At 44.4% G+C, this 15996-nt stretch carries 21 protein-coding genes; 17 read left to right on the top strand and 4 right to left on the bottom strand.

Going from position 1 to position 15996, the window contains the following annotated elements:
• Together ACFILN_RS03785 and ACFILN_RS03790 are read left to right on the top strand one after the other, a co-directional pair.
• On the top strand, window positions 1-218 hold a 218-nt coding region (locus ACFILN_RS03785; RefSeq protein ID WP_375670900.1), incomplete at its 5' end, for a hypothetical protein.
• A 751-nt stretch (window positions 219-969) separates the two neighbouring features.
• On the top strand, window positions 970-1242 hold the full coding sequence (locus ACFILN_RS03790) for a hypothetical protein (RefSeq protein WP_375670902.1): 273 nt from the start codon (window positions 970-972) through the stop codon (window positions 1240-1242).
• 2182 nt (window positions 1243-3424) lie between these two features.
• Here the strand turns inward: ACFILN_RS03790 and ACFILN_RS03795 are convergent.
• Window positions 3425-3994 carry a hypothetical protein gene (locus ACFILN_RS03795; protein WP_273790862.1) on the bottom strand — a complete coding sequence of 190 codons (570 nt, stop codon included), beginning with the start codon at window positions 3992-3994 and terminating at the stop codon, window positions 3425-3427.
• 301 nt (window positions 3995-4295) lie between these two features.
• Here ACFILN_RS03795 and ACFILN_RS03800 point away from each other — a divergent pair, with 301 nt between their 5' ends.
• From ACFILN_RS03800 to ACFILN_RS03835, 8 genes are all read left to right on the top strand, one after another.
• A complete protein-coding gene (locus tag ACFILN_RS03800; RefSeq protein WP_375670904.1) occupies window positions 4296-4619 on the top strand; it encodes a hypothetical protein in 324 nt (107 codons plus the stop codon).
• 58 nt (window positions 4620-4677) lie between these two features.
• Window positions 4678-4803 (top strand): hypothetical protein, encoded by a 126-nt coding sequence (locus tag ACFILN_RS03805; protein ID WP_375670906.1) that lies wholly within the window; start codon window positions 4678-4680, stop codon window positions 4801-4803.
• Between the two features lie 56 nt (window positions 4804-4859).
• Window positions 4860-5183: a hypothetical protein gene (locus tag ACFILN_RS03810; protein WP_375670908.1), complete on the top strand. Its 324-nt coding sequence runs from the start codon at window positions 4860-4862 to the stop codon at window positions 5181-5183.
• Between the two features lie 58 nt (window positions 5184-5241).
• Window positions 5242-5460 (top strand): hypothetical protein, encoded by a 219-nt coding sequence (locus ACFILN_RS03815; RefSeq protein WP_375631446.1) that lies wholly within the window; start codon window positions 5242-5244, stop codon window positions 5458-5460.
• A 56-nt stretch (window positions 5461-5516) separates the two neighbouring features.
• Window positions 5517-5840: a hypothetical protein gene (locus ACFILN_RS03820; RefSeq protein WP_375659849.1), complete on the top strand. Its 324-nt coding sequence runs from the start codon at window positions 5517-5519 to the stop codon at window positions 5838-5840.
• A 57-nt stretch (window positions 5841-5897) separates the two neighbouring features.
• Window positions 5898-6026 (top strand): hypothetical protein, encoded by a 129-nt coding sequence (locus tag ACFILN_RS03825; RefSeq protein WP_375670910.1) that lies wholly within the window; start codon window positions 5898-5900, stop codon window positions 6024-6026.
• A 104-nt stretch (window positions 6027-6130) separates the two neighbouring features.
• Window positions 6131-6814, top strand: coding sequence for a hypothetical protein (locus ACFILN_RS03830; protein ID WP_375667701.1), 684 nt, complete (start codon window positions 6131-6133; stop codon window positions 6812-6814).
• A complete protein-coding gene (locus ACFILN_RS03835) occupies window positions 6793-7365 on the top strand; it encodes a hypothetical protein (RefSeq protein ID WP_375670911.1) in 573 nt (190 codons plus the stop codon). The genes ACFILN_RS03830 and ACFILN_RS03835 overlap by 22 nt, the downstream gene beginning before the upstream one ends.
• On the opposite strand, the gene ACFILN_RS03840 is transcribed toward ACFILN_RS03835, so the two are convergent.
• Together ACFILN_RS03840 and ACFILN_RS03845 are read right to left on the bottom strand one after the other, a co-directional pair.
• Window positions 7356-9941 carry a toprim domain-containing protein gene (locus tag ACFILN_RS03840; protein ID WP_375670913.1) on the bottom strand — a complete coding sequence of 862 codons (2586 nt, stop codon included), beginning with the start codon at window positions 9939-9941 and terminating at the stop codon, window positions 7356-7358. The genes ACFILN_RS03835 and ACFILN_RS03840 overlap by 10 nt on opposite strands.
• A gap of 101 nt (window positions 9942-10042) precedes the next feature.
• A complete protein-coding gene (locus tag ACFILN_RS03845; RefSeq protein ID WP_375670923.1) occupies window positions 10043-10294 on the bottom strand; it encodes a hypothetical protein in 252 nt (83 codons plus the stop codon).
• On the opposite strand from ACFILN_RS03845, the gene ACFILN_RS03850 reads away from it, so the two are divergent.
• A complete protein-coding gene (locus ACFILN_RS03850; RefSeq protein WP_375670915.1) occupies window positions 10293-10823 on the top strand; it encodes a hypothetical protein in 531 nt (176 codons plus the stop codon). The genes ACFILN_RS03845 and ACFILN_RS03850 overlap by 2 nt on opposite strands.
• Window positions 10824-10948: 125 nt before the next feature.
• On the opposite strand, the gene ACFILN_RS03855 is transcribed toward ACFILN_RS03850, so the two are convergent.
• Window positions 10949-12019, bottom strand: a complete 1071-nt coding sequence (locus tag ACFILN_RS03855) for a YdaU family protein (protein WP_375670917.1) — start codon at window positions 12017-12019, stop codon at window positions 10949-10951.
• Between the two features lie 416 nt (window positions 12020-12435).
• Between ACFILN_RS03855 and ACFILN_RS03860 the strand changes: the two genes are divergently transcribed.
• The 6 genes from ACFILN_RS03860 (at window position 12436) to ACFILN_RS03885 (ending at window position 15919) form a co-directional block, all read left to right on the top strand.
• Window positions 12436-12753, top strand: coding sequence for an XRE family transcriptional regulator (locus ACFILN_RS03860; protein ID WP_273790852.1), 318 nt, complete (start codon window positions 12436-12438; stop codon window positions 12751-12753).
• Window positions 12754-13065: 312 nt separating this feature from the next.
• Complete coding sequence (locus ACFILN_RS03865) at window positions 13066-13455, top strand: hypothetical protein (RefSeq protein ID WP_273790851.1); 390 nt, start codon at window positions 13066-13068, stop codon at window positions 13453-13455.
• A 2-nt stretch (window positions 13456-13457) separates the two neighbouring features.
• Window positions 13458-13646 (top strand): hypothetical protein, encoded by a 189-nt coding sequence (locus tag ACFILN_RS03870; RefSeq protein ID WP_273790850.1) that lies wholly within the window; start codon window positions 13458-13460, stop codon window positions 13644-13646.
• A 23-nt stretch (window positions 13647-13669) separates the two neighbouring features.
• The gene (locus ACFILN_RS03875) at window positions 13670-13828 is read left to right on the top strand and encodes a hypothetical protein (protein ID WP_375670919.1); all 159 of its coding nucleotides are present in this window, start codon (window positions 13670-13672) and stop codon (window positions 13826-13828) included.
• 779 nt (window positions 13829-14607) lie between these two features.
• Window positions 14608-15372, top strand: coding sequence for a lambda exonuclease family protein (locus tag ACFILN_RS03880; protein WP_273790849.1), 765 nt, complete (start codon window positions 14608-14610; stop codon window positions 15370-15372).
• Between the two features lie 403 nt (window positions 15373-15775).
• On the top strand, window positions 15776-15919 hold the full coding sequence (locus ACFILN_RS03885; RefSeq protein WP_375670921.1) for a hypothetical protein: 144 nt from the start codon (window positions 15776-15778) through the stop codon (window positions 15917-15919).
• The last annotated feature ends 77 nt before the right edge of the window (window positions 15920-15996 follow it).

Genomic DNA, 15996 nt, shown 5'->3' on the forward strand with positions numbered 1-15996 from the left:
AGGGTTTGGCAGTTTCCGTTGAGGGGAAGGATGCACTCTTTTTGAGGGCTAGAGTGCATCCTCTTATGGATTGGATACTGCTTCATGAGGGTTTGGCAGTTTCCGTTGAGGGGAAGGATGCACTCTTTTTGAGGGCTAGAGTGCATCCTCTTATGGATTGGATACTGCCTTATGAGGGTTCGGCAGTTTCCGTTGAGGGGAAGGATGCACTCTTTTGAAGGCGGAGTGCATCCTCTTATGGATTGGATACTGCCTTATGAGGGTTCGGCAGTTTCCGTTGAGGGGAAGGATGCACTCTTTTGAAGGCGGAGTGCATCCTCTTATGGATTGGATACTGCCTTATGAGGGTTCGGCAGTTTCCGTTGAGGGGAAGGATGCACTCTTTTGAAGGCGGAGTGCATCCTCTTATGGATTGGATACTGCCTTATGAGGGTTCGGCAGTTTCCGTTGAGGGGAAGGATGCACTCTTTTGAAGGCGGAGTGCATCCTCTTATGGATTGGATACTGCCTTATGAGGGTTCGGCAGTTTCCGTTGAGGGGAAGGATGCACTCTTTTGAAGGCGGAGTGCATCCTCTTATGGATTGGATACTGCCTTATGAGGGTTCGGCAGTTTCCGTTGAGGGGAAGGATGCACTCTTTTGAAGGCGGAGTGCATCCTCTTATGGATTGGATACTGCCTTATGAGGGTTCGGCAGTTTCCGTTGAGGGGAAGGATGCACTCTTTTGAAGGCGGAGTGCATCCTCTTATGGATTGGATACTGCCTTATGAGGGTTCGGCAGTTTCCGTTGAGGGGAAGGATGCACTCTTTTGAAGGCGGAGTGCATCCTCTTATGGATTGGATACTGCCTTATGAGGGTTCGGCAGTTTCCGTTGAGGGGAAGGATGCACTCTTTTGAAGGCGGAGTGCATCCTCTTATGGATTGGATACTGCCTTATGAGGGTTCGGCAGTTTCCGTTGAGGGGAAGGATGCACTCTTTTGAAGGCGGAGTGCATCCTCTCATGGATTGGATACTGCTTCATGAGGGTTTGGCAGTTTCCGTTGAGGGGAAGGATGCACTCTTTTTAAGGCGCGGAGTGCATCCTCTTATGGATTGGATACTGCCTTATGAGGGTTCGGCAGTTTCCGTTGAGGGGAAGGATGCACTCTTTTTGAGGGCTAGAGTGCATCCTCTTATGGATTGGATACTGCCTTATGAGGGTTCGGCAGTTTCCGTTGAGGGGAAGGATGCACTCTTTTGAGGGCTGGAGTGCATCCTTTCCATGGATTGAACGCACTCTTTGGAGGCTAAAGTGCATCCATAGGGAAAGGCATATTCCATAAGAAACAGAGATAACCAAAAGATTTGTTTTTATATTTTTATTGATAGGTTGCTGTATTTGCGAGGGCTATTCATTCTTTATTCTCAATATTTAAGATGATTATGTGATAAGGGTTGTTCGTCAATACAATCGTAAAAGACGCTGAGCATTTTTATAAAAATTAAGATATTTTTGTGCCTTTTTCTTGTTTTTTTTGTGTTTACACAAGATATGCACGGCTTTTCAACAGTTTGTTTTTTTAGCTTTGCTAATGGCGTTGGCTAAACACTTCAATTGTTTTAACTGCTTCAATACCGCCTTAAAAAAACAGTGCTTTATAATATGACAAAATAAGCTGTATAACTTTTGATTCTTACGCGATGCTAGAAAAAGGGGAATGTTAGGAGAGATGTTGTCTATATTCTTAGCTTATCTCTTAAGGTAGGAAGATTAACATACTTTCTGGATCTATTTTTATTTGGCCGGATCTATTTTTATTTGGTTTGACGGTTAAAGAGCAATAGCTGAATGGAATCACGCTTGCTTCATGTTTTTATCCTCACGCTTTAGATTTTTTCTCATAGAGATTTTGTTTTTAATGAGGTTTTACGCGAATCACGTAAAACAGAATGTTCTAAATAGAATATATTTGTGTTGCACATTTACGTACTTGTTTAAAAAACATTATGTTGTCTTATCATCACAATGATGTTGATGAATGGGGATGTTGATGAATGGGGATGTTGATGAATGGGGATGTTGATGAATGGGGATGTTGATGAATGGGATAATGGAGAAATCTCTTGCGAAGTGGATAAGCCCTTCTTTAAAATCTCATAAGGGGAAAGCCTGCACTATCATACTATTCGCGCCTCATGTGATGACAGCCTTTGGCTCTTGAGCGTGTTCATAAGAGGCATTTTGATTCTTTATCTTGCTAGTGTTTTATTTCATATGTCTCTCATGTTTGTAATGTGGAAAAGACAAGGTGTTGATTGATGCAACATGAAATAAATTTAAAATGAGAGAATCCCTATGATATCCGGGTCTCTTAAATTTTATATGGATAACTGGAAATTATTATTATAAATCAAATTATTACCGTGATACATCAACCTGTTGGTGGACTATGCGATAAAGAAAGTTATCCAGTAGTTAAGTCATTCTGTTATGTCGTAAAACACTGTCATTTGAAGTTTGGTGATATGAAGCAGGCTTCTTTGGATATGTTTTAAGTGTTTTTTTAAGGGCGTGGTGAATCTTTAAGACAGAGCAAGCTTCTGTTGCGCCTTGAGTTTAGCTGAAAATCCCTGAATGGAAGCCAAGAGTGAATGGAAGCCAAGAGGAAATGGAAGCCAAGAGGAAATGGAAGCCAAGAGAGAAGTGTATCCAAGCTGTTTGTAAATCAGATTGAGTTAAGAATCTTTGTTCTTTGAGAATGAAACGCAAGTCAATTTGACAAAAGAATGATCTATTTTGCGGGTAGACCTTATGGAGGAATATAACAAAGCTCATAAGGAAGTGATTTAAGACAATACAGTCATAAAAAAGTACAGTTATAAAAAAAAGTCCTCCGTCGCAATTAGAGGACCAAAGAGCAGGAGAATTTTAACATTGACTCGCAGGACGTGTCAAAAAAGAATAAATTCAAAAGGCCGTACTAAATACAAAAAATCATACTTAAAGAACCTACCACATTATAATTAGCAGAGAATTGAAAAAATAGCAATATAAAAAATACTTTTTACAAAAAATTTTGTCATTTTGCATTAAAACTTAACACTTTTTTCAATTGAATATTTGTTTTAAGACTCGATATTAATTAAACTATATTTAAAAATATTATGATGCATACAAGCATCTTGATAATATTCTTCAATCAAAAACGAATTAAGAGCCCCTCATGATTATAGGACTGATATGGGGAAGGCTTTTTGTTTTTAAGAGTGTGGGGTGTATCTTCAGTATGTGTGGGGGGTGAAGTATTGTCCTTTTGGGTGTGGGGGGCAAGGTAATGAAAATGGGGGCGAGAGCTGCTCAATGCTTGACCCCGTGTGGGGGAGGTTTCTTTAGAGGGGGCGGGGGCAACATGGGAGGCCGCTTAAAATGGCGAGGAGGGGGATTATTCAAAATGTTTATGGTTTGCATATCCCCAATGAAATGCGAGCAAGTCTAAACAATCTCGTAAATGATCGGCAAGGGAGTTTTGTTTGCGTTTTGAAGAACTTAATTCTTTTATCGCTTGTCCATGGCCGATAACGCGTTCAAGCAGTGAATAGCCAAGAATACCCAGTTGAACTTTGATTGTTCTTAAATGATTGGAGGCTTCTATTTGACGTTCAATGGGGTGTATGTACCCTTGGCTACAGGAAACCTTTTCACGGGTGTAGTCAAGGCTCATGTGGAGATCGGCTTGGCTTTGACGCCAGTAAAAATAAAAACGTTCTGCCGCTTTATATTGGGCTTTGCTGAGATGTCCTTTCGCATATAAAAGTGCAATGGGATGGCTTTGTGCATTGGCAATGGCATTGATGGTGCGCGGGTTGCTGGAACTTTCTCGATGATTGGGTTTAAAATAAGGATTACGCGTTTCAACAGGGATTTCTTGCGTCTTTAAATGACCAATGTGCTTTTCTTGATTTTGATGATCAAGCGGGCAGGTTTGCATATTTTTTTTCTGCTTATGGGTCATAGCATCTCCTTAAAAATTATCGTTTGCTTCTTTATGTTTATGCAAAGAAACGGGATTGTGCTGTTGTATGCTTGTTGAGGGATACGTTTTTATGTCTGCTTTTTGCGTGAGGGGAAGTTTCAAAAAAAGGGTGAGGGGTCGCTTTCTGTGGGTGTTGTCATTGTTTTATAGGAGAGGGGTTTATAGGGGAGGCTGTATGGGAGAAAAGTGTATTGTCTCGCGTGGATTTGCTTCTTGAAAGGATTGGCATTTTTTTGCATGATGGGCGTTACCTTTAATTTTACTGCTGTGGGGGATATTGATGTCGAACGATTTGGTTTTTTTGCCGTGGTTGGTATTTTTCTGCTTTGTTGCTCTTGTCTTTGTTTCTATTTATGCGGCAATGAGGTTTTTCGGGGTTACAAGGAAGGACTTTTTTAAGAGTGGGGTGCTTGCATTCTTTGTTGGCGTGAGCTCTAAGTTTGTTTATGCGCAAGCTGAGCATTTTGGTTTGGCTCAGGTGTGGTTCTCAAACAAGTGGGTGTTTAACATTCTTTTTGGCGTTGTCTTTGGTCTTATCCTTGGGCTTATTTGTCTAGGGGCAAAGCGTCTTGGTTTTAGGCTTTCATTCTTTGCAAAGGATTGATCTTTTGCTGCATTTTTGGCATGGTCTCTGATTTTTACTTAATAAAGGAGCGGGGCGTATGGTGGTTGCGCGGGACATGTTTTTGAAGGGGGTGGTGTTTGCGGGCATTATTGGACTTGTTTCTTTTTTTGCTCTGGAGGGGGTACGGTGTGTGCGTGTACTGTTGGGGGGCTTAAAAAAATGAGCATTTTTCTGTCCCACGGGCGTGGTCTTTGATGTTCTTTCTGTGAGGGGTATTTGATGTCGAACGATGTGATGTTTTTGCAGTGGTTGGGGTTTTTCTGCTTTGTTGCTCTTGTCTTTGTTTCTATTTATGCGGCAATGAGGTTTTTCGGGGTTACAAGGAAGGCTTTTTTAAAAAATTTGGCGTTGAGCTTCATTATTATCGCTGTCTCTAAGTTTGTTTATGGGCAAGCTGAGCACTTTGGTTTGGCTTGGTTGTGGTTCTCAAACAAGTGGGTCTTCCATATTCTTTTTGGCGTTGTCTTTGGTCTTATCCTTGGGCTTATTTGTCTAGGGGCAAAACGTCTTGGGTTTAGGCTTTCATTCTTTGCAAAGGATTGATGTTTTGCTGCATTTTTGGCATGGTCTCTGATTTTTACTTAATGAAGGAGCGGGGCGTATGGTGGTTGCGCGGGACATGTTTTTGAAGTTTCTGGTGTTTTGCTGCGTTGTTGGAGCTGTTGTTGGATTGGCGTATAACGGAGCCAAGCATATGGGGGGGCACTGGTTTTTGATCTTTAACAATGGGGTGTTTCTGGGCACTATTGGACTTGTTCCTTTTTTTGCTTTGGAGGGGGTACGGTGTGTGCGTGTACTGTTGGGGGGCTTAAAAAAATGAGCATTTTTCTGTCCCACGGGCGTGGTCTTTGATGTTCTTTTTGTGAGGGGTATTTGATGTCGAACGATTTGATGTTTTTGCAGTGGTTGGCACTTTTCTGTCCTTTGGTTCTCGCCTTTGTTTCTATTTATGCGGGAATAAGGTTTTTCGGGTTTACAAGGAAGGACTTTTTTAAGGGTGGGGTGCTTGCATTCTTTGTTGGCGTGACCTCTAAGTTTGTTTATGCGCAAGCTGAGCACTTTGGTTTGACTTGGTTGTGGTTCTCAAACAAGTGGGTCTTTTACATTCTTTTTGGCGTTGTCTTTGGTCTTATCCTTGGGCTTATTTGTCTAGGGGCAAAGCGTTTTGGGTTTAGGCTTTCATTCTTTGCAAAGGATTGATCTTTTGCTGCATTTTTGGCATGGTCTCTGATTTTTACTTATGAAGGAGCGGGGCGTATGGTGGTTGCGCGGGACATGTTTTTGAAGGGGTTGGTGTTTGCGGGCATTATTGGACTTGTTTCTTTTTTTGCTCTGGAGGGGGTACGGTGTGTGCGTGTACTGTTGGGGTGGTGCTTAAAAAAATGAGCATTTCTCTTCCCCACGGGCGTGGTCTTTGATGTTNTAAAAAAATGAGCATTTCTCTTCCCCACGGGCGTGGTCTTTGATGTTCTTTCTGTGAGGGGTATTTGATGTCGAACGATGTGATGTTTTGGCTGTTGTTGGGGGTTTTCTGCTTTTTTGCTCTGGCCTTGATTTTTATTTATAAGGGAGCAAAGCGTCGCTCTGTTACAGGGGGGATGTTTTGGAGATGGGTGGTGCTTTATGGCGTTGTTGCCACCTACCTTGGTTTTATTTATGTGGGCGTGGGCAGGCGCGCTGTTGACGGGGAGCTGCTCTTGAAGGGGGCGGTGTTTTCTTGCATTTTTGCAACTGTCCTTGGTTTGGTGCATCTGGGCGTCAAGAGCATGCCTGTTGCTTGGCAAGTGTTCTTAAAGGCGGTTATGTTTTGTTGCATGATGGGCTTTATCCTGTGGTTTGCTGCTGTGGGTGTCAGAGATATGGATAGCATAAGGGCGGTATTCTTAAAGGTTTTGCTCTTGTCTGTATTGTTGAAAGTGCTCTTGGGGTTCTTTATACGCGAGCAAGGTGATACGGTATTACAGAGGTCGTTGCGTGCTTTGAATTTTGTGCTGTTTTCCTGCATTTTGGGTACTCTCCTTTGTTTTACCCGTCTGGGAGCAGAGAATCTAGGGTTGAGCTGGCTTTGGTTCTCGAAGGATTGGGTGTTTTTATTCATTTTTGGATTTACCCTTCCTTTTGTTTGTGAGGGAGCAAGGTGTGCGCGTGTTCTATGGGCTTGGTTCTTGAGGTAGGGGGTGTTTTTTTGCTGTTGTTGGTGGTTTCCTACCTTTTTATTGTTGTCGTTATTTGTACTTATAAAGTTTCCAAGCGCTTCGATATTCCGTGGTGGCGGGCGGCGTTTTATTGTATTTTTGGTGTTTCCCTCTTTTTGAAGGAAGTGCTGTTTTACGGCATTTTAGGAGTCGTCCTTTTTTTAGCTCTTTTGGGGATGGAGAGTATGGACATACCGTGGGGACTCCTGTCCTTGATGGGGATCGTGTTTGCTGTACTGTTGGAGTGGTTCTTGATTTTGCATATAAGGGGGCGGCAAAATGGAGTGGTGACGCGTTGTTTGTGGTTATTGAAGGGGTTGGTGTTTTGCGCCATTGCTGGAGCGATCTTTTTTTGTTTGCCTTTGGGAGCAGAGAATCTAGGGTTGAGCTGGCTTTGGTTCGCGAAGGATTGGGTGTTTTTCGTCATTTGTGGATTGATCCTTCCTGTTGTTTCTGTGGGAGCAAGGCGTGCGCGTGTGAAGGCGGAGGCGTTTTTAAAGAGAGTGGGGTTTATGGGGTATTACAGATAACGTCGAGGGAATGATTGTTCAAAAGAACAGCGATAGCGGTAGGTTTGGGGATCAAACCAAAGCCCTATTTTGCCTTCAAAATCACCAGAACGTTGTTTGGCAATATTCATAATAACGCCTGGGCGTTTTGCTAAATCTGCTTTTTCTTGTGCTAGAGAGGCGGCAAAGATTTTATCTTCCAACGACCGATTGCGCCAAATGGTGATGATATTAAAGGCATTGGCACCAATTTCTGAGGCGCCTTTAATGTCTTCTGTGCTGGGGATATCTTTATCCAGACCGCCTTTGCGGGCATGGGCGACAAGGTGAATATGCACATTGTTTAAAACAGCCCAATCAACCATTTTATAAACCGCTTGTTCTTGTCTTGCATAATCATCTGAGGCAATGCCAAGCCGCATCAAACTGTCGATGATAAATTGATCGCAGCCATAGCGCGCACGGCAATAGTCAAAGACTTCAAGTAAGGTATCTACGCTCGATTTGCCAACATGCTCATAAAGAATAAGCCCTTCGTCTAAAAAATGAAGAATCCGTTCAATCGTTTCTTTTGTAGGCTGTTCTAAGCCGCCCGTTTGTTTGGTTAAACGGCGAAGTGATTGTTCTCCTTTCATTTCTAGAGACGCTAAGCAAAGGCGACTCTTTTGTGCAATCCAATGGGGAATACAGTCTGATAATAATTGGCTTTTACCTGTACCACTCGCACCACTCCAGAGCGTTAATTCTGCTGGGCGGAAATGCAATTTGTCCTTCAGTTTAGGATAGGGAACCGTATAACCAAGATGTTTTTCAGGCTCTGGCCAAAAAAGCCCAATCACTTGATCTTTATAGTCTGAGGCGCGCCGTAAACCTTCTGGGGCAAAGCTTTGTGCTGAGGAAAAGGCAGCTTTTATGGTGGCTTTATCGATCCCTGCGGTTAAACAGTCATTGGCATCTTTAAGGGGTAAACGGACACGGTAGCAACGGTGGCGTCCAAGCCTGCTGGCAATCTCACGGGCTGCTTCTTCTCCGGGCGGATCCATATCGGTGGCTAAAAAAATCGTTTCAAAAGATTCTAAATGATCAAATTCATTTTCAATCCAGTTGTGTTTTCCTCCACTGCCTCCTCCAAAGGGAACAGAAACCGCCGGATATCCATAGGCGGCTAAGGATAGCGCATCAATTTCTCCTTCAGTGATAACAATGGTACGGTTTGTTGAAGAAAAATTGGGGAATGGCGCCTGTTGGGGCGCGTGCGTGGGTGCCTGCTGGGGTGTGTGCGGGGATGCCTGCGTGGAGGGGTGGTTGGTTGAGGCGGTGTTTTGGGGCGCCTGTGTGGAGGTGAGGTTGGTTGAGGCGGTGTTTTGGGGCGCCTGTGTAGAGGCGTGGTTGGTTGTGGCGGTGTTTTGGGGCGCCTGTGTAGAGGTGAGGTTGGTTGAGGCGGTGTTTGGGGGTGCCTGCGTGGAGGCGGGGTTGGTTGAGGGTACCTGCTGGGGTGTGTTTTGGGGTGCCTGCTGAGGTGCCTGCTGAGGTGCTTGTTGGGATGCCTGCTGGGATGTGTGCAGGGATGCCTTTGTGGAGGCGGGGTTGATTGTGGCGGTGTTTTGGGGTGCCTGTGTGGAGGGGTGGTTGGTTGAGGCGGTGTTTTGGGGCGCCTGCGTGGAGGCGTGGTTGGTTGAGGCGGTGTTTTGGGGTGCCTGTGTGGAGGGGTGGTTGGTTGAGGCGGTGTTTTGGGGTGCCTGCTGAGGTGCGTGCTGGGTTGCCTGCTGAGGTGCCTGCTGAGGTGCGTGTTGGGATGCCTGCTGGGATGTGTGCAGGGATGCCTTTGTGGAGGCGGGGTTGATTGTGGCGGTGTTTTGGGGCGCCTGCGTGGAGGCGTGGTTGGTTGAGGCGGTGTTTTGGGGTGCCTGTGTGGAGGTGGGGTTGGTTGAGGGTACCTGCTGGGCGGTGTTTTGGAATGCCTGCTGGGATGTGTGCTGGGTTGCCTGCTGGGATGTGTGCGTGGAGGGGTGGTTTGTGGGGTAAAGGGCTTGCCAACCAAATAAAATAGGTTCACATTGGGAGGCTGTTGGTTTGGTTTTTGCTCCCGTTTGCGCAAGCCGTTCTTTGACTAAAGCAAGGGTGCCGTCGGGTTTATAAAAGGGGAAAATGATTTTTTCGCCATTTTCTCCTATGCGGTAACGCTTTATAATCTCTAGAGGAATGCGGCGTTCTTCATGGAGATAGGTTTTTACAAGATTCTGCGGGCTCTGCCCTTTAGGAACCGGTGGACGGCGATAGGAACGATGAGGCGCCATAAAGGGTTTGGGGCGTGTCAGATTGAGAGTCGCGCGTGCTTCTTCTAAGGCTTGAGAGAGGCTAATGCCTTTGACTTCACACCAAAGGTCTAAAAGATCTCCTCCTGTGCTTTCTGCAAAATCATACCAAAGTCCTGCTTTACTACCACTTAAGCAAATCGATAAACTTTGACCAGCTTCACCACGTGTGTTGCCTACAATCCAATTGTTGCCTCGTTTGTGCCCTTGGGGAAGAAGCATTTCTACTATTTTATCGGCTTGTGAGATAAGTTTTTGTTTGATTTCAAAAATTGTGCTCATGGTCATTCGTGATATTATTGTCGTTTTTCTCAAGATGTGGGAGGTGAGAATTCTGTTTTTGCTGTTCTCACCATTCGATCTGATCGTAAAGTCCCGTGGTGCTATGGGGCTTGCCAGTTTACTTTGAGAGCTTCTTTGCCGCTCTTTTCTTGCCAATAGTCGCGAAACCTCTTGGCTTGCCAAAGGGCTTGACTCTCACTCAAACCTTTTTGAAATGGCTGTGTTGGTGTTTGTTTGCTAAGAGCATGGGAAGTGGTGCCTTGAGTAAAGGAGGAAGGCGGAAAGGAGGAAGGGGGTGAAAGAAGGAAGGATGCAAGAAGGGCGGGGCGGATGCCTGTGAGGGTGTGGTGCATGCTGGAGTCCTGTTGGGGTGCCTTGTGTTGGGGTGCCCTTGTGTGGAAGGGGTGGGTTTGTTGCCAAAGAGTTTGCTTTTCATTGAGTTTTTCTGAAATGGCTGTGTTGATGTCTGCTTGCCAAGAGCATGGGAAGTGGCGCCTTGAGGAAAGGAGGAAGGCGGAAAGGAGGAAGGGGGTGAAAGAAGGGCGGGGTGGGTATGCCTGTTTTGAGGGTGTGGTGCATGTTGGAGTCCTGTTGGGGCATGTGTGGAAGGGGTGGGTTTGTTGCCAAAGAGTTTGCTTTTCATTGAGTTTTTCTGAAATGGCTGTGTTGGTGTTTGTTTGCCAAGAGCATGGGAAGTGGCGCCTTGAGGAAAGGAGGAAGGCGGAAAGGAGGAAGGATGCAAGAAGGGCGGGGCGGATGCCTGTGAGGGTGTGGTGCATGCTGGAGTGCCTTGTGTTGGGGTGCCTGTGGATGTCCTTGTGTGGGGAAAACGCTTTTGTGATGAGAGCAAAATGGTCGATGTTGACGCGTTTTGCTGTGTGAATCGCCTATCCAAGTGTTGTTTTGCCGCCCTTTGTTTTGTTCTGTGTTATTTTGTCCGATGCTGTTGTGGTTTTGAAACATTTTTATCCCCGCGCGTGCTTGAAAAATACGTTGTTTTTGTGATGTCAAAAATTGTCATTATAGTTGATCAAACTGCGGTAAAGGGTGTCGTTGTTCTCAGAGATGAAAGATGAGGAGCTTCCCTGTTTTTGCTGTTCTTGCCGTTCGATCTCACGGCGAAACCAGTTGCGCCATGTGGCTTGCCAGTCTACTTTGAGAGCTTCTTTGCCGCTCTTGGCTTGCCAATAGTCGCGAAATTTCTTTTCTTGCCAATGGGCTTGGCTTTCACTCAAACCTTCTGAAACTGCCGCCTTGATGTCTGCTTGCCAATGCTCAGGAAGACGGTGCCCTTTGGCAACTGAGGCAGTGGTTTTTTTGTTGGTGCAAAGCGGGATGGAGGCAGAAAGATTGCTGGGGGGGAGAGTGGTGGCGGATTTTGTTTTTTCCCCCGTGACAATTTGCGCGATAGGGGCGGAGGTAAACTCGGCTTGGGGAGCGTTTAAAGAGGGGGCGTTTTTTTGCTCCGCTTCTTCTTGTGGAGGGGAAGAGAGAGGTGAATCAAGAGCCGATGAGGGGGATGGATGATCGCTTTGTTCAAAGTTCTCTTCGAAGGAAAAACAAGGGTCTGTCTCATCAAACAAAATTTTCTTTTCTAAAACACCGTAAGGTGTTTCCTTTTCTTCTGTCTTTTGAGCTTCTGAGCTTTGTGCAGCATCTTTTGGACTTTCGTTAAGCAGTTGTTGCATCTCTGCATTGATTTTTTTGCGTTTTTTTGCCGAAGAACGACCCGCAAAGGATTTTTGTTCAAGCAATTTTTCACGCTCTTGAAAAATATTTTCGCAACGCTTGTTCCATAATCCATTGGCTAAATTTAAAATCTTACCCTCTTGGATGAGCATTTCTAAAACATTAACAAAAGTTCGCTTGTCACAACCACAAAGACGCGCTAAACGTTCTTTCGATATTTCTAAAGGTCGTCCACGGGCATACATTTCATTGAGAAGAATCGTATAGATTCCAATTTCGTGTGCGCGCATCCCACGTACACCTCCTAGAAAGTCATTTTGATACCAACAAACATATGGAAGCCTAGACGATTCATAATGAGGAGTTTCTTGTTGATTAGCGTGTTTCATACTGCAATCTACTTTCTTCTTTTTTATACATTTTTATTGATGATAAAAGCTCAAATAAGGATTTAACTTGTGTTGCTTTTGGCTCTGTTCGATGATGACTAGAGGCTTCTTTACGACGCTTATAAATGATTGGCTGTGCTTGAAGAGCATGCAAACTTACGATTTAAGATTGCGGTGATGGAAAAAATAAAGAATACCACACATTCTCAACGTACTTGCTTTTGGGCAGAAGCTTTGGAGAGTGGTCTTTTATATCCTGTAGGGTGGTTAAAGTGTTTTTATGATCCAAAAATAAAAAAATTTCCCCCGAAAAAGTAAAATTTGTTTCCTTAATTTTATCCTTTTTAGAGGATAATGCAAGCTCGTTTTATAAAAAGGACGTGTTTTTTTAAAAAGACGCGCTATATGGTGAAATTATGAATATCGATGGTTGGCGTCAAAGATTAAGAATCGCTTTGGAAAAAAGTGGGCGGTCAAAAAGATCTATCTCCCTCGCTGCCGGTAAAGGCGCGGGGTACCTTCATTCTATTCTTTCTGAAGGAAAAGAACCAACAATCGAATCTCTCTCGCGAATTTGTCACGAAATTAATATCAGTATGAATTATATTCTTTATGGTAAAGGGGCTAGCCCTGAAGATAAAGAATTTATAGAGCTTATTTCGAAACTCTCTCCGCAAGAGAGACAGGCGATTTTGACTCTTTTGCGGCGGCCAATTGACGAAGCTTCAAAATAACTTCCTTCTGTGCTTTTGAATCAAGGCGACTCCAGTATTTTATTAATATTATGTCACTCATTTTATCTCTCCTGTGTGTTTATAATTGCAATTTTGTAAGAACAAATAGAGAACAACAAAGGGGCATGAGAGGAACAAAGAATAATAGATTTTTATTTACATATGTCATTTGAACCCCGTAGATATTTAAAATATATCTTTTATGAAGGATAAAATGGTTGACATCTCTCCTATAGAGGAGATAAGACTAACGCTATATTTAGTCTTGTCAAGACAAGGCTATGCTTTATCAACTATCTAAAGGGGGAAATCATGAAAAATATTTCATTCGTTAAAGAGGATGAAATCATTATCGTTTTATGCGAAGAGGAAAATCCTTGTACTTATGAAGGACCAATCGACGAAATCGAAGAGGTGCTCGAACTGATTGAAGAATGTGAAACTGTTTATAGAGTTTTACGACTCGATCTGACAACTTCTCATGCTGAAGATGTTACGGAACAAATCGCTGATTTTTATGTCGAAAATCATGAAATGAATGAAGAAAATACACAATTGCAGCCCTTCATTTTGAATAGTGAAGCTTATCATGCTTGTTTAAATGAAAGAGCGGCTTGCGATTATGAAGATAATCTCTATGGCTCTTATGAAAAACAGCATCGTTTACGCCCATGTGATGTCTTGACAGATTATTGGTGGTAAACATGCCAAGTTATCTCAAGACTTCTTATCAAGGGATTCCACTTTATTATGCTGGAAATATGCGAAATTTAATCAGACTCGAACCACAAAAACACAACGCTATACTTTTTATATCGCAAGAGGTGGCTCAGTCTATGGCAAAAAAATTGGAGGAAGAATATTGCCGCCATGATTTTTCCGTCGTGCAATAGCAGGGTTGAAAAAGGAAGCCGCAATGAAAGGGCCAAAGTGCTTTTTCATTGCGGTGACAATGGTGTGCATTATGCTTTCGTTCTTGGAAGGGAAGCTTAGGGGAAGCTTAGGGGGAAGCTTTGCGGGGGTTTTTTTAGCCGACATGGGAAAGGGGGGCATGAAAAAAATAGCCTATATATGAGAAATTGCGGGCGCTTGTGTGTGTGGGGGGGAAGTTGCTGGCTGGTTCATTGGGGGGATAAGGCAATGGTGGGGCAGGTCGTCATCCAGTGACTTGGAGTGACACGGAAAGCATGCTGGAAAATAAAAATGAAGGCTTAGGGGGAAGAGAAGCAGCAGTACAAACAGGTTCCAACCTATAAAAAGGCACGTTCAAGGGGGAAAAGAGCCGGTTTTTATGTTTTTGCGGCACGCAAGTAGGGAGCTTGGAATGACACGTAAAGCATGCTGGAAAATGGAAGAAGGTGTTTGACGGGGGAGGTCGTTAAAGCTTGTTTAGACGTATTGGGACAAAAACGGGGGGGCTGGGAGTTTTTGTGGTGCGTGCTGGGGGAGCGCCGCAATGAAAGGGTCCAAGTGCTTTTTCATTGCGGTGACAATGGTGTGCGTTATGCTTTCGTTCTTGGAAGGGAAGCTTAGGGGAAGCTTTGGGGAAGCTTAGGGGAGCTTAGGGGGGACTTAAGGAAGCTTAGGGGAGCTTAGGGGGGAGCTTTGCGGGGGTTTTCTTAACCGATATGGGAAAGGGGGGGCATGAAGAAAAGAGCCTATATATGAGAAATTGCGGAGGGGGGATGTTGAGGGGGGCAGCAGTTTTTGTGTTTTCAGCGGCACAATATTGAAGGATGCATTGAAGGATGTTGTCGCCTTTAGTCCGTGTGAGGGACACAGGCTTTAAAAATATGAATGTTTCAAAGAGGATATATTGCAAAAAACACTTTAAAGATGAAGGGGAGAAAGGTCATGCCAATTATTATCGATTGTATTCAAGGAACAGAAGAATGGCAGAAAGTGCGTAATGGTTTGATTACGGCTTCTTTGTTTGAGATGGTTATGGCACAAAAAAAACAGGGGCAAAAAACTTCACGCTATCAGAGTGTGATGATGAAATTGGCGGGAGAAAGAATTACAGGAAAAACCGTTGAGGAAGGAACAACACTTTCTCAGCGACGTGGAACAGAATTAGAACCAATCGCACGACAGCTTTATGGGGAACTTACACATACAGAACCTGAATGTATTGGCTTTGTTTTGGCTGATGATCGCGGACAAGGATTTTCCCCCGATGCTTTTGTGGGAAAAAATGGCTTATTAGAAATTAAAACAAAAAAACCTGAAATTTTGATCCCTCATTTTATGCAAAAGAATTTTCCAGCAGAACATAAAGCACAATGTCAAGGGGGATTATGGATTTCTCAACGCGAATGGGTGGATTTAATGCTCTATTGGCCGGATATGCCTCCTTTGATTAAACGGGCTTATCGTGATGAAGCGTATATTTGCAAGCTTGAAAATGAAATTAGCCGTTTTAATGAGGCTTTGGAGAAGATGGTACAGCAAATTAAGAGTGTTGGGACAGGTTTTCATCTAAGGACAGAAATTGCTTTGAAGGAGGGGGAAGAAAGGGTGCTTGGAATGAAGACAAAGCGTCTGCTGGAGGGCAAAACAAGAATGAGGCGGGCAAGAAAGGGATCGTGTGCAGCGTTGAGGAGAGGCAAAGTTCTATAAAAAGGAAAGAGCAGAGGGAGAAAAGAGCCGGTTTTTATGTTGGAGGAGGGTGCCAAACAAGGGGGCGCAGGGAAGTAGGGAGCGTAGCGAACTTAAGGGACATGAATGTGAAAGCATGTTGGGAAATGGGGGGAAGAAAGGGTGCTTGGAGCGCATGCAAGGTGTATGCTGGAGAGGAAAACGAGAATGGGAGTAAGGCCAAGTGCTTAGAGGTATGGAGGTGTGATTTTGGGAGCTTTTGTGGTGCGTGCTGGGGGAGAGCGCCGCAATGAAAGGGCCCCAAGTGCTTTTTCATTGCGGTGACAATGGTGTTTCGTTTTTGGGGGAGGGCTTTGGGGGACTTAGGGGGACTTAGGGGAGCTGTTGGGGAAGCTTAGGGGGGCATGAAGAAAAGAGCCTATATATGAGAAATTGCGGGCGCTTGTGTGTGTGGGGGGGGGAAGTTGCTGGCTGGTTCATTGGGGGAAAAGACAATGGAGGGGCAGGTCGTCATCCAGTGACTTGGAGTGACACGGAAAGCATGTTAGAGAACAAAAATGAGGTTTAGGGGGAAGAGAAGCAGCAGTACAGACAGGTTCCAACCTATAAAAAGGTACGTTCAAGGGGGAAAAGAGCCGGTTTTTG

Source organism: Bartonella sp. CL434QHHD, assembly GCF_042195145.1.
Taxonomy (GTDB): domain Bacteria; phylum Pseudomonadota; class Alphaproteobacteria; order Rhizobiales; family Rhizobiaceae; genus Bartonella.

Bases quoted from the DNA above. Each gene is read 5' to 3' on its own strand.
- ACFILN_RS03825 (WP_375670910.1), top strand. From the start codon at position 5,898: ATGGTGGTTGCGCGGGACATGTTTTTGAAGGGGTTGGTGTTTGCGGGC.
- ACFILN_RS03885 (WP_375670921.1), top strand. From the start codon at position 15,776: ATGAGAAATTGCGGGCGCTTGTGTGTGTGGGGGGGGGAAGTTGCTGGC.
- ACFILN_RS03820 (WP_375659849.1), top strand. From the start codon at position 5,517: ATGTCGAACGATTTGATGTTTTTGCAGTGGTTGGCACTTTTCTGTCCT.
- ACFILN_RS03865 (WP_273790851.1), top strand. From the start codon at position 13,066: ATGAAAAATATTTCATTCGTTAAAGAGGATGAAATCATTATCGTTTTA.
- ACFILN_RS03800 (WP_375670904.1), top strand. From the start codon at position 4,296: ATGTCGAACGATTTGGTTTTTTTGCCGTGGTTGGTATTTTTCTGCTTT.
- ACFILN_RS03830 (WP_375667701.1), top strand. From the start codon at position 6,131: ATGTCGAACGATGTGATGTTTTGGCTGTTGTTGGGGGTTTTCTGCTTT.
- ACFILN_RS03840 (WP_375670913.1), bottom strand. From the start codon at position 9,941: ATGAGCACAATTTTTGAAATCAAACAAAAACTTATCTCACAAGCCGAT.
- ACFILN_RS03805 (WP_375670906.1), top strand. From the start codon at position 4,678: ATGGTGGTTGCGCGGGACATGTTTTTGAAGGGGGTGGTGTTTGCGGGC.
- ACFILN_RS03835 (WP_375670911.1), top strand. From the start codon at position 6,793: ATGGGCTTGGTTCTTGAGGTAGGGGGTGTTTTTTTGCTGTTGTTGGTG.
- ACFILN_RS03795 (WP_273790862.1), bottom strand. From the start codon at position 3,994: ATGACCCATAAGCAGAAAAAAAATATGCAAACCTGCCCGCTTGATCAT.
- ACFILN_RS03860 (WP_273790852.1), top strand. From the start codon at position 12,436: ATGAATATCGATGGTTGGCGTCAAAGATTAAGAATCGCTTTGGAAAAA.
- ACFILN_RS03855 (WP_375670917.1), bottom strand. From the start codon at position 12,019: ATGAAACACGCTAATCAACAAGAAACTCCTCATTATGAATCGTCTAGG.
- ACFILN_RS03845 (WP_375670923.1), bottom strand. From the start codon at position 10,294: ATGCACCACACCCTCACAGGCATCCGCCCCGCCCTTCTTGCATCCTTC.
- ACFILN_RS03870 (WP_273790850.1), top strand. From the start codon at position 13,458: ATGCCAAGTTATCTCAAGACTTCTTATCAAGGGATTCCACTTTATTAT.
- ACFILN_RS03850 (WP_375670915.1), top strand. From the start codon at position 10,293: ATGCTGGAGTCCTGTTGGGGTGCCTTGTGTTGGGGTGCCCTTGTGTGG.
- ACFILN_RS03880 (WP_273790849.1), top strand. From the start codon at position 14,608: ATGCCAATTATTATCGATTGTATTCAAGGAACAGAAGAATGGCAGAAA.
- ACFILN_RS03810 (WP_375670908.1), top strand. From the start codon at position 4,860: ATGTCGAACGATGTGATGTTTTTGCAGTGGTTGGGGTTTTTCTGCTTT.
- ACFILN_RS03815 (WP_375631446.1), top strand. From the start codon at position 5,242: ATGGTGGTTGCGCGGGACATGTTTTTGAAGTTTCTGGTGTTTTGCTGC.
- ACFILN_RS03875 (WP_375670919.1), top strand. From the start codon at position 13,670: ATGAAAGGGCCAAAGTGCTTTTTCATTGCGGTGACAATGGTGTGCATT.
- ACFILN_RS03790 (WP_375670902.1), top strand. From the start codon at position 970: ATGCACTCTTTTGAAGGCGGAGTGCATCCTCTCATGGATTGGATACTG.